Genomic DNA, 11,012 nt, shown 5'->3' on the forward strand with positions numbered 1-11,012 from the left:
ACTTCGCCAAAGTACAGGCAGTCGTTACCGCACGGTGCTACCAATGTCACTCGGCACACCCTACTCTGATGCCTTCTCCGGCCAAGGGCGTGTTGCTCGATACGCCGGACCAGCTGGCAGCGCACGCACAGCTGGTCTACCAGCAGGCCGTGCAGCAGAAGCTGATGCCGCTGGGCAACGTGACGCAGATGACCGACGACGAGCGCACGCTCATCGCCAAGTGGTTTGAAGGCGGCGCCAAGATCAACTGAGGCGCACGCCAGAGCAAGAACACAAACGGTTTATCGGAGCATGCCATTCGTCCCTAGCGAGTGGCATGACCGGTGAGGGTTGAACGGGGCTCCGGCCCCGTTTTTTTTCGCCCTGAGCCTGTGCCCAGGGTGGCCCTACGGCCCTAGATACCGGATGACTTTCCCAAGCCCAGCAGTGTCAGCACGCCCATTACCGGGAAGGTCAGTGCCGTATCCGGTGTGCCAGCTTGATCGGTATGCATCCAGCCTGTCGGAAATCTGCATGCATGTGGCCATGGCGATGAAGACCGCGTCGAGGATCCAGAGCAGCACGTTCTCGCCGAGCACGCGCGTGATCCAGCCGCCGACGGCGCCGGTGCAGGCATGGTTGATGAGGGTGGAGATGAAGATGCCGATGACGATCGGCACCGGCTTTCAAAAACGTGCAGCCAGCAGGATCGACCACAGTTGGGTCCTGTCGCTGATTTCCGCGAGGGCGACGATGCCGGTGGGCACGAGAAAGGCTTCCATGTTGTGGTGGTGTCCGGGCCGTGTGCGAACCAATGACGCACCTTTCCGCGTGTCATCGGTCTCGCCAGGCGCGTCACCGGGTGCCGGGGTGGCACCCTGAGTGCGGCTGACCATGTCATCACCGCCTGCTCGAATCTCCGTGGTCCTGGCGGCGGTCAAGTCGATTGACGTGGCCCCGGGGTATCGACCCTGGGCGGCGCCCTCCCCAATGGAAGCGGCGCGTATGTGGGGATCAGGCCCCTGCGCCAATCGCAAATTTGGCGGGTGCACCCTGGATGTAGGTGGCGGATACCGCACGATCCTCGCCCAGCAGCGCCAGCGAGAACAGCAGCTCTTCCAGCGTCTCCGAGCGCGCATTGCGGCGTGCCAGCAGCGGCGTGGCGGCCGGGTCCAGCACGATGAAGTCGGCCTCGGCGCCCGGCACGAAGCTGCCGATGCGGTCTTCCCAGCCCAGCGCCTCGGCGGCGCCGCGCGTGGCCAGGTAGAACATGCGCAGCGCGGTCAGGTGATAGCCGCCCATGCGCGCGACCTTGTGCGCTGTGCCCATGGTGCGCAGCATCGAGAACGAGCTGCCGCCGCCCACGTCGGTGGCCAGCGTCAGCGCCAGGCGGTGCGCGTCGCTGGCGTGGAAGTTGTACAGGCCGCTGCCCAGGAACAGGTTGGAGGTGGGGCAGTGCGCCACGGCCGCGCCGGATTCGGCCAGGCGTTGGCGGTCGCTGTCGTCCAGCCAGATGGCGTGGCCGTAGAAGGCGCCCTTGCGCAGCAGGCCGTAGCGGTCGTAGACGTCCAGGTAGCTGCGCGCGTTCGGGAACAGGTCGGCCACCCATTTCACTTCGTCGGGGTTTTCGGCGACGTGGGTTTGGATGAAGGCGTCCGGATACTGCTTGGCAAGCTCGCCGCAGGCGGCCAGTTGCGCTTCGCTCGAGGTCGGCGCGAAACGCGGCGTGATGGCGTAAGCCAGGCGATCCTTGCCGTGCCAGCGCGAGATCAGGTCGGCCGAGTCACGCGCGCCGGATTCGGCCGTGTCGCGCAGGTATTCCGGGCAGTTGCGGTCCATCATCACCTTGCCGGTGATCAGGCGCATGCCACGCTGCTGCGCTTGCTCGAACAGCGTCTCGGCCGAGCCGCGGTGCACGGTGCTCCAGACCATCGCGCTGGTCGTGCCGTTGCGCAGCAGCTCGTCGAGGAAGAATGACGCCACGCCGGCCGCGTACTGCGGGCTCTCGAAGCGGCGCTCCTCGGGGAAGGTGTACGTCTCCAGCCAGTGCAGCAGGCCCGGCGACGGCGACGCGATCATGTCCGTCTGCGGGAAGTGGATGTGCGTGTCGATGAAGCCGGGCACGATCAGCTTGCCGCTGTAGTCGTGCACTTGCGCGTCGGCGGGCAAGGTCTCGCGCAGCGTGGCGTAGTCGCCAGCCTGCAGCACCTTGCCGGCCGAGACCACGAGCAGGCCGTCTTCCCAATATTCGTAGGCATCGCGCTCGCGATACTGCGGATCGTGCAGGAAATGCAGCACGCGGCCGCGGTAGGCGTGAACGGTGTTGGAAGTCGGAGGCATCGTGGTCATCGTCGTCTCGTAATGGTTTTAGTGTGGGGCTTTCCAGTGGTCGTCGACCTTGGCCAGCCACAGGGCTTTGTCCTGCTCGGGCAGGAAGGACGCCTCGAAGCTGTTGCGCGCGAGCGTGTGGGCATCGGCGGCGGACAGGTTCAGGGCGTTGAAGGTGGCGAGCCAGTTGGTGTTCATGTAGCCGCCAAAGTAGGCCGGGTCATCGGAGTGCAGCGTGACCGCGCAGCCGGCGTCCAGCAGTTGCTTGAGCGAGTGGTCGCGCAAGTCCGGATAGACCTTCAGTTTCTCGTTCGACAGCGGGCAGACCGTCAGCGCCACGCGCTCGGCGGCCAGGCGCTTGACGAGGGCGGCGTCATCGATGGCGCGCACGCCGTGGTCGATGCGCTCCACATGCAGGATGTCGAGCGCGTCGATCACGTACTGCGCCGGGCCTTCCTCGCCGGCATGGGCGACCAGGCGTAGGCCCAGTTCCTTGCAGCGGGCGAACACGCGTGCGAACTTCTCCGGCGGGTTGCCGCGCTCCGACGAATCCAGCCCCACACCGACGATGCGGTTGGCCGGGTCCTGGATGTAGGGCAGGGCGGCTTCGAGCGTGGCGAAGGCGTCGTCCTCGCTCAGGTGGCGCAGGAAGCAGAGGATCAGGCGGCTGGAGAAGCCGTGCTCGCGCTCGGCGTCATCCAGCGCGCGGACGATGCCGTGGATGACCACGTGCATCGGCACGTTGCGCGCGGTGTGCGTCTGCGGGTCGAAGAAGATCTCGGCGTGGCGGACGTTGTCGGCCAGGGCGCGCGCCACGTAGGCGGCGGTCATGTCGTAAAAATCCTGCTCGGTCAGCAGCACGCTGGCGCCGGCGTAGTACAGATCGAGGAACGATTGCAGATCGTCGAAGGCATAAGCGGCGCGCACTTCCTCAACCGAGGCGTAGGGCAGCTTGACGCTGTTGCGCTCGGCCAGCGCGAACATCAGTTCGGGTTCGAGCGAGCCTTCGATGTGGATGTGCAGTTCGGCTTTCGGGCTGGTGGCGATGCGTTCTGCAAGAGCGGGGGAGATCGGCATGATTAGGCAGACGTGGGGACGCGGTATGGAACCGCCGCCCCACTGCTGGCACTGGTGAGCGCGTGCTGCTGGAGCTCGCGCACCTGCAGCAGCTGGGCGACGACGGATACCGCAATGATATCCGGCGCCTTGTCCACGATGCCCGCCACGCCAATCGGACACACCATTTCCGGCAGCCGCGCCGGGTCCACGCCGTGCTCGACCATGCGGTGCTCGAAGCGTGCGCGTTTGGTCTTGGAGCCGATCAGGCCGAAGTACGCAAAGTCGGCGCGGCGCATGATGCGTTCGCACAGCATGAGGTCCAACGCATGGTTGTGCGTCATGACCAGGAAGTAGCTGCCGGCGGGCGCGTGGTCGATCACGGCCTCCGGCGTATCGGTGGATTCGATGACGACGTTGGGCGGCACCTCGGTCGGGAACGGGAACATCGCATCGCGTTCGTCCACCCAGGTCACGCGGCAGGGCAGGTGCGCGAGCGCACGCACAATGGCGTGGCCGACATGGCCGGCGCCGCACAGCACGATCGACATGTCGGGCGGCAGCACGGTCTGCGTGAAGCCGATCGGGTCGAGCGCCACACCGGCCGCAGCGGCATCGCCGATGCTCGCTTCGACCGGTGTCGTTGGGTCGATAGAGACGAAGCGGCGCAGGCTGCGGCGCTGGCGCATGGCGTCATCGGCCAGGGCGATCCAATCCACATCGCGTGCGTCGAGACGCTCCAGCGACAGGCGCACCACGCCGCCGCAGCACTGGCCCAGCGCCGGGCCCAGCGGGATGCGTACGAACTGGCGGCGCGCCTCGCCGCTGGCCTCGGGCGCCTCCATCATCGCCTGTGCGATTTCCATCGCGCGCCATTCCAGGTGACCACCGCCGACGGTGCCGAAGAAGCCGTCGGTGCCCACCAGCATCAGCGTGCCGGGCTCGCGCGGGGCGGAGCCCTGCACGTCCGTCACCGTGACCAGCACGCAGCGCTGCCCGGCTTGCACGGTGGCGAGCACGTCGGCAAAGCGGAACGGGCGTAGTTGCGTGTGGTCCATGGTGGTCATGACGGTGTCTCCGGGCTCAGGCAGACAGCGGGGCGCTGCGGATCGCGTCCACCGCCTTGAGGATCTCCTCGCTGGTGGCCGGTGCGTTCAGCGGTGGGCTGGTGCGGCCATCGCCTACGGCGGCCACCGCATCGCGGATGGCGAAGAACACCGAGAACGGCAGCAGCAGCGGCGGCTCGCCCAGCGCCTTGGAGCGGTGGATGCTGTCCTCCACGTTGGCGTTGTTGAACAGGCGCACGCGGAAGTCCGGCGGGCAGTCGTTGACGGTCGGGATCTTGTAGGTGGACGGCGCGTGCGTCATCAGCTTGCCGGTCTTGTTCCACCACAGCTCTTCCGTGGTCAGCCAGCCCATGCCCTGGATGAACGCGCCTTCCACCTGGCCGATGTCCAGCGCCGGGTTGATCGAGCGGCCGGCGTCGTGCAGCACGTCGGCGCGCAGCAGGCGCCATTCGCCGGTGAGCGTATCGACCACCACTTCCGACACGGCTGCGCCGTACGCGTAGTAGTAGAACGGGCGGCCGTTGAGCTTGGACTGGTCCCAATGCAGCTTGGGCGTGGCGTAGAAACCGTCGGACCACAACTGCACGCGCGCGATGTAGGCCAGGCGGATCAGCTCGTCGAACGGCACACGGCGCGCGCCGATCTCAAGCTGGTCGGCCACGAAGGCGACGGTCTCGATGGGCACCTGGTAGTGCTGCGCGGCAAATGCCGTCAGCCGCTCACGGATCTGGCGTGCGGCGTCCTGCGCGGCCTTGCCATTCAGGTCGCTGCCGGTCGAAGCCGCGGTGGCCGACGTGTTGGCCACCTTGCTGGTGTCCGTGGCTGTCACGCGGATGCGGGTGAAGGCCACGCCCAGCTCGTGCGCGACCACCTGCGCGACCTTCGTGTTCAGGCCCTGGCCCATTTCGGTGCCGCCGTGGTTCACGAGGATCGAGCCGTCGTTGTACACGTGCACCAGCGCGCCGGCCTGGTTGAAGTGCTTGACGTTGAACGAAATGCCGAACTTCACGGGCGTGAGCGCCAGGCCGCGCTTGAGCACGGGGCTGTTCGCGTTGAACGCGCGGATGGCCTCGCGGCGGGCGCGGTAGTCGGACGACGCTTCCAGCTCGTCGAGCAGCTCGTGGATGACGTTGTCTTCCACGGTCTGGCCGTACGGCGTGACGTTGTTCTTGTCCTTGCCATAGAGGTTGGCGCGGCGCACGTCGAGCGAATCGCGGCCGACCGAGCGCGCGATGTTGTCCATGATGTACTCGATGGCAAACGCGCCCTGCGGGCCACCGAAGCCGCGGAAGGCGGTGTTCGACTGCGTGTTGGTGCGCGCGCAAAAGCCGTCGATTTCCACCTCGGGCAGCCAGTAGGCGTTGTCGAAGTGGCAGATGGCACGCGTCATCACCGGGCCGGACAGGTCGGCAGAGAAGCCGGCGCGCGAGGTCATGTCGACCTTCACGCCGTGCAGGCGGCCGTTGTCGTCGTAGCCGGCTTCATAGGCGAAGCGGAAGTCGTGCCGCTTGCCGGTGATCATCATGTCGTCGTCGCGGTCCGGGCGCAGCTTGACCGGGCAGGCGAGTTTCCAGGCGGCCAGCGCGGCGCAGCAGGCAAACAGCCCCGACTGTGATTCCTTGCCGCCGAAGCCACCGCCCATGCGGCGGCATTCGACCAGCACCTGGTTGGCGTGCCAGCCCAGCATGTGCGACACCATGTGCTGCATCTCGGTGGGGTGCTGGGTCGAGCACCACACGTGCATGCCGTTGTCTTCCTTGGGCACGGCATACGAGATCTGGCCTTCCAGGTAGAACTGCTCCTGGCCGCCCAGCGCCATCTGGCCGGCTTCCGAATGCGGCGCGCTGGCGATGCGCTCGGCCGGTTCGCCGCGCTTGAGGTGCATTGGCGGCAGCACGGAGCGGCCGGCGGCGCGGGCGTCTTCCGGCGTCAGCAGCGGGGGCAGGACTTCATACTCGATGTTGCCCAGGCGGGCGGCGCGGCGCGCGGCGTCGTGCGAGGTGGCGACCACCAGGAAGACCGGCTGGCCGATGAAGTGCACGGTGTCGGTGGCCAGGATCGGATCGTCGTGGATGATCGGGCCGCAGTCGTTGGTGCCCGGGATGTCGGCCGAGGTGAACACGGCCACCACGCCCGGTGCTGCCTTCACGCGGTCCAAGCCCAGCTTGACGATGCGCGCATGCGCCTGCGTGCTCATGCCGAGCGCCGCGTGCAGCGTGCCGGCCAGCTCGGGGATGTCGTCGGTATAGGTGGCCGTGCCGGCAACGTGCAGGTGCGCAGACTCATGCGGGCGCGAGATGCCGACCACGGCACCGCGCTGGTCAGGAATGGCCGCCGCAATGTCGGCTTCCGCCAGCAGGAAGGACTCGGTTTGCTTGTTCATGCGATGTCTCTTTTGCAGTCGGCTCAGTCAGCGCTGTATGCAGCGGTGAGGGTATTCAGTTCGACGGCGCGCACATTGATCTGTTCCTGCGTGAGCGGCGCGTCCGTGCGGGTTTCCAGCCAGAAGCGATAGACCGTGTTGGCGGCGGAGACGCGGCGGTAGTTGTCGGTGGCGCGCATGTCGGAGAGCGGCGTGTAGTCGCGCGACATGGCTGCCATGGCAGCACGCACGGTCGCCTCGTTCCACGGCTGGCCGATGATCGCCGCTTCGGTTTCGGTGGCGCGCTTGGAGGTGGCGGCCATGCCGCCGTAAGCGATGCGCGCACTGCGCACCGTGGTGTTGCCATCCTCACCGTCCAGCTCGATGGCGAGTGCAGCGCACACAGCGGAGATGTCTTCGTCAAAGCGCTTGGACAGCTTGTACGTCCGGAAGCGCAGGGCGTCGCGCCCTTCGCGCACGGGAATGCGCAGGCCGGCGACGAACTCGCCTTCTTCCATCGCGTTCTTCTGGTAGGCGAGGTAGAGGTCTTCGAGCGGCAGCTCGCGGCGTTGCTCGCCACGCTGCAGCACGACGCGCGTGCCGATGGCGATCAGCGCCGGCGCCGAATCACCGATTGGCGAGCCGTTGGCGACGTTGCCGCCCAGCGTGCCGGCATTGCGGATCGGCAGCGAGGCGAAGCGCAGCCAGAGTTCGGTCAGCTCGGGGTAATCCTCGGCGAGGAGGGCGTAGGCCTTTTCCAGCGAGACGGCGGCGCCGATCTCGATCCAGCCGTCGCGCTTTTCCAGCGCGTACAGGTCGGCCACCTGGCCGATGTAGAGGATGTCGCCCAGCTCGCGGAACTGCTTGGTGACCCACAGGCCGACGTCGGTGCTGCCGGCCAGGATGCGGATGTTCGGGTGCGCGGCCTTGATGGCGGCGAAGGCCGACGCCGTGCGCGGTGCGTAGAAGCGCGGGGCATTCTCGGTGCCGACGGGCGCGTAGCTGAAGGTGTCGCGGCGCTCCAGGTTGCGCAGGGTCTCAGCCAGTTGCTTGCGATCGATGCCGGCGGGCGAGGGCAGCTCGAACATGCGTTCGCCTGCGTCGATGATGGGACGGTAGCCGGTGCAACGGCACAGGTTGCCGGTGAGCGAATCGCAGATGGCCTGGCGCGAGGGGATCGGTGCCTCGCTGCCGGTGTTCTCGTAAAGCGCGTAGAGCGACATCACGAACCCGGGCGTGCAGAAGCCGCATTGCGAGCCGTGGCACTCGACCATCGCTTGCTGAACGGGGTGCAATACGCCATCCTTGCCGCGCACGTCTTCCACCGTGAACAGCGCCTTGCCGTCGAGCGTCGGCAGGAACTGGATGCAGGCGTTGACCGCCTTCAGTTCGACGTTGCCGTCGGCCTGCAGCTCGCCGAGCACGACGGTGCATGCACCGCAATCGCCCTCGGCGCACCCTTCCTTGGTGCCTGTACAGTGCGCATCTTCACGCAGGTATTGCAGCACCGTCCGGGTGATCGGCGCGTCCGTGACGGTGCGCACCTGGCCGCGGTGGAAAAAGCGGATGGGCTGAGTCTCCATGGGGTTCTTTTGCCTATTCATGTGTGTACTGGAACCATAGCACTGGCCCAGGAATGCAATATTTGGCCCAAGTGATAACCCGCATCGGAAAGCCAAAATCCGGGGTATACCCGCCGGTAGCGGTCTGGCGGCGCGACGTGCAGGTGACATACACTGACATCACCCCACCGCGAATCCCTCGCACGTTTTTTTTGACGGTACGGCGCTGCCCGTGCCCGCCCCCAGATGCACGGCAAAGACCACCTCGATACCTATCTTCTGCGCGTTCTGTACACGCTGCTGACCGAGCAGAGCGTGACGCGCACGGCCGTCAAGCTGGGCCAGTCGCAGCCGGCCATCAGCAATACGCTCAAGCGCCTGCGCGAGATCACCGGCGACGCCATCCTCGTGCGCGGCAAGAACGGCATGGTGCCGACCGAGCGCGGCCACGAGCTGCTCGCGCTCGCCCAGCAAAGCCTGGAGGCGATGGAGCGCATCGCCCGGCCGTCGCAGGAGTTCGATCCGGTCAACACCACGCGCACCTTCCATTTGGGCGCGCCCGATTACCTGGACGCATTCTTCCTGCCCAACATCGTCGAGCGCCTGCGCAAGCATGCGCCGAACGCCAAGCTGGTGGTGCATCCGCTCAATGCCGGGGTGGACTACCTGGCCGCGCTGGAGCAGGGCGGCATGGACTTGGTGATCGGCAACTGGCTGTCGCCGCCCGAGCACCTGCATATTTCGCCGCTGTTCGACGATGAAGTCGTCTGCATGCTGGGCGCGCAGCACCCGCTGGCGCGCAAGGGCATCTCGCTCAAGCACTACGTGGAGATGCCGCACCTGGCGCCCGCGCCATATGCCGTCATGCAGCGCAGCATGATCGATCAGGCACTTGCGGAGCAGGGGCTCAAGCGCCAGATCCAGGTGTCGCTGCCGTACTTCGGGCTGGTGCCCTATGTGCTGATGCGCACCGATCTCGTCTTCACGACCGGGCGGCAATTTGCGGCGCATTGCGCGCAGTACCTGCCGATCCGCATCCTGCCGGCGCCGGTGTCGTTTCCCAAGATGCGCTTCTACCAGCTCTGGCACGAGCGCAGCCATGCCGCGCCGGATGTGATGTGGCTACGCCGGATGATCGGTGAGGTGGCGGCGGAGTTGCCGCAGCATCCGCAGTTGGAAACGGCGGCCTGAAATGAAAACAGCCGCACGTTAGCGGCTGTCGGGCAATGCGGTTCAGGAGGGGGCGGGCCGATCAGTGTTTGGCGCCGGCCTTGTGCGCATGCTTGTGATGCGCCGCAGCGTGGATTTCGTGACGATCCGAGGCGCGTGCACGCCCTTTGTCCCGATCAAGTGCATCATGGCCGTTGGAGTCGGCCAGGCCATGGCTGCTGATATGGCCGGCCGAGGCGCCGCCGGCGCCACCTTTGGCGTAGGCGCCAACCGCCGTCACGCCGAGCGCGGCAGCAACAAACAACGAAAGCGCGTGGGTCTTGCGCATGGGTTTCTCCTTCCTGGGTTGCTGGCTCCGGGTCTTTCGCGACGTGTCGTGCGGTGCCCGGGTACGGCAAGGATAGGGAGGTGCCCGTCACGCCAGTGTTATCACTTTGTAACGGATGTAAGGGCGATCAAACGGCAGGGCGTCAGTGGCCGCTGGCAACCGCCTTCCCATAGTCCGGGAAGAACACCTGCTCCCCATTCACCTTGAATTCTGCAATGGCCTGCTGGCCAGCCGCTGAAGTGATCCATTCGATCAGCTTGGTCGCATCGGTGTAGTTGATGCCGGGGTGTTTGGCCGGGTTCACTGCGATGATGCCGTACGGGTTGAACATGCGCGGGTCGCCAGCCAGCACGATGTCCAGGCCGGTACGCGCGCGGTAGGCGCCGTAGGTGGCGCGGTCGGACAGGGTGTAGGCGCTCATCTGCGCGGCCATGTTCAGCACCTCGCCCATGCCGAGGCCGGCGCTGATGTACCACGGCTTGCCCTTCGGATCGATCTTGGCGGTCTTCCAGTAGGCCTTTTCCATGATGTCGGTGCCGGAGTTGTCGCCGCGCGAGATGAATTTCGCGCCAGATTTTTCGCCGACTGCGGCGATGGTCTCCATGCCCTGGATCACGTTCTTCTGCCCGCGCAGGTGCGCAGGGTCATCGGTCGGGCCGACCAGGATGAAGTCGTTGTACATCACATCGCGCCGGTCGATGCCGCCGCCCGAGGCGACGAACGCATCCTCCAGCGGCCGGGCGTGAACCAGCACCACATCGACGTCGCCCGCTTCGCCCAGCTTGACCGCCTTGCCGGTGCCCACGGCGATCACCTGCACATGCACGCCCGTGGCCGCCTCGAACTTGGGCAGCAGCACCTTGAGCAAACCGGAGTTTTCCGTGCTGGTGGTGGTCGCCATGCGGAGATCGCCAGCATATGCAGCGCCGGCGATGGCAAATGTCATGCAGAAGACAGCAGAGAACCGGAGGGTCGCAGACAATCGGGTCATGGCGTGGGGAGGTTGCCTAGGCGTGGACGTCTTATGTCGGATGTTGCATGATGCCGGCAGGCGACGACAAGGGCACTCACCGGAAACGGTAGGGATTGTTCCCGCGCCTTTCGGGGAAGTAAATAGGAAACCATAAACATAATGACATTCCAGTTCGAGGTATTTCCGG

At 66.1% G+C, this 11,012-nt stretch carries 8 protein-coding genes and 2 pseudogenes; 2 read left to right on the forward strand and 8 right to left on the reverse strand.

What is annotated here, in order from left to right:
* A pseudogene (locus tag QZ609_RS19615) lies at positions 1–251 on the forward strand (hypothetical protein); the annotation flags it as partial.
* Positions 252–491: 240 nt separating this feature from the next.
* On the opposite strand, the pseudogene QZ609_RS19620 reads toward QZ609_RS19615, so the two are convergent.
* The 6 genes and pseudogenes from QZ609_RS19620 to xdhA form a co-directional block, all read right to left on the reverse strand.
* Positions 492–761 (reverse strand): annotated as a pseudogene (locus QZ609_RS19620) (TMEM165/GDT1 family protein); the annotation flags it as partial.
* A 232-nt stretch (positions 762–993) separates the two neighbouring features.
* Positions 994–2,328, reverse strand: coding sequence for a guanine deaminase (gene guaD / locus QZ609_RS19625; protein ID WP_295498363.1), 1,335 nt, complete (start codon positions 2,326–2,328; stop codon positions 994–996).
* Positions 2,329–2,346: 18 nt separating this feature from the next.
* Positions 2,347–3,384 (reverse strand): adenosine deaminase, encoded by a 1,038-nt coding sequence (locus tag QZ609_RS19630; RefSeq protein WP_295498365.1) that lies wholly within the window; start codon positions 3,382–3,384, stop codon positions 2,347–2,349.
* Positions 3,385–3,386: 2 nt separating this feature from the next.
* A complete protein-coding gene (gene xdhC, locus QZ609_RS19635; RefSeq protein WP_295498377.1) occupies positions 3,387–4,421 on the reverse strand; it encodes a xanthine dehydrogenase accessory protein XdhC in 1,035 nt (344 codons plus the stop codon).
* A gap of 25 nt (positions 4,422–4,446) precedes the next feature.
* A complete protein-coding gene (xdhB, locus tag QZ609_RS19640) occupies positions 4,447–6,813 on the reverse strand; it encodes a xanthine dehydrogenase molybdopterin binding subunit (RefSeq protein ID WP_295498367.1) in 2,367 nt (788 codons plus the stop codon).
* Positions 6,814–6,836: 23 nt separating this feature from the next.
* A complete protein-coding gene (gene xdhA, locus QZ609_RS19645) occupies positions 6,837–8,375 on the reverse strand; it encodes a xanthine dehydrogenase small subunit (protein ID WP_295498369.1) in 1,539 nt (512 codons plus the stop codon).
* 225 nt (positions 8,376–8,600) lie between these two features.
* Here xdhA and QZ609_RS19650 point away from each other — a divergent pair, with 225 nt between their 5' ends.
* Entirely contained in the window at positions 8,601–9,545 is a 945-nt protein-coding gene (locus QZ609_RS19650; protein ID WP_295498371.1) for a LysR substrate-binding domain-containing protein, read from the forward strand.
* Between the two features lie 61 nt (positions 9,546–9,606).
* Here QZ609_RS19650 and QZ609_RS19655 read toward each other — a convergent pair whose 3' ends face one another.
* Complete coding sequence (locus tag QZ609_RS19655; protein ID WP_295498373.1) at positions 9,607–9,852, reverse strand: hypothetical protein; 246 nt, start codon at positions 9,850–9,852, stop codon at positions 9,607–9,609.
* A 142-nt stretch (positions 9,853–9,994) separates the two neighbouring features.
* Complete coding sequence (locus QZ609_RS19660; RefSeq protein ID WP_295498375.1) at positions 9,995–10,843, reverse strand: substrate-binding domain-containing protein; 849 nt, start codon at positions 10,841–10,843, stop codon at positions 9,995–9,997.
* Between the last annotated feature and the right edge of the window lie 169 nt (positions 10,844–11,012).

Origin of the sequence: uncultured Ralstonia sp., assembly GCA_913056305.1 — a bacterium.
Taxonomy (GTDB): Bacteria; Pseudomonadota; Gammaproteobacteria; order Burkholderiales; family Burkholderiaceae; genus Ralstonia.

Bases quoted from the DNA above. Each gene is read 5' to 3' on its own strand.
- QZ609_RS19660 (WP_295498375.1), bottom strand. From the start codon at position 10,843: ATGACCCGATTGTCTGCGACCCTCCGGTTCTCTGCTGTCTTCTGCATG.
- QZ609_RS19630 (WP_295498365.1), bottom strand. From the start codon at position 3,384: ATGCCGATCTCCCCCGCTCTTGCAGAACGCATCGCCACCAGCCCGAAA.
- xdhC (WP_295498377.1), bottom strand. From the start codon at position 4,421: ATGGACCACACGCAACTACGCCCGTTCCGCTTTGCCGACGTGCTCGCC.
- xdhA (WP_295498369.1), bottom strand. From the start codon at position 8,375: ATGGAGACTCAGCCCATCCGCTTTTTCCACCGCGGCCAGGTGCGCACC.
- QZ609_RS19650 (WP_295498371.1), top strand. From the start codon at position 8,601: ATGCACGGCAAAGACCACCTCGATACCTATCTTCTGCGCGTTCTGTAC.
- xdhB (WP_295498367.1), bottom strand. From the start codon at position 6,813: ATGAACAAGCAAACCGAGTCCTTCCTGCTGGCGGAAGCCGACATTGCG.
- guaD (WP_295498363.1), bottom strand. From the start codon at position 2,328: ATGACCACGATGCCTCCGACTTCCAACACCGTTCACGCCTACCGCGGC.
- QZ609_RS19655 (WP_295498373.1), bottom strand. From the start codon at position 9,852: ATGCGCAAGACCCACGCGCTTTCGTTGTTTGTTGCTGCCGCGCTCGGC.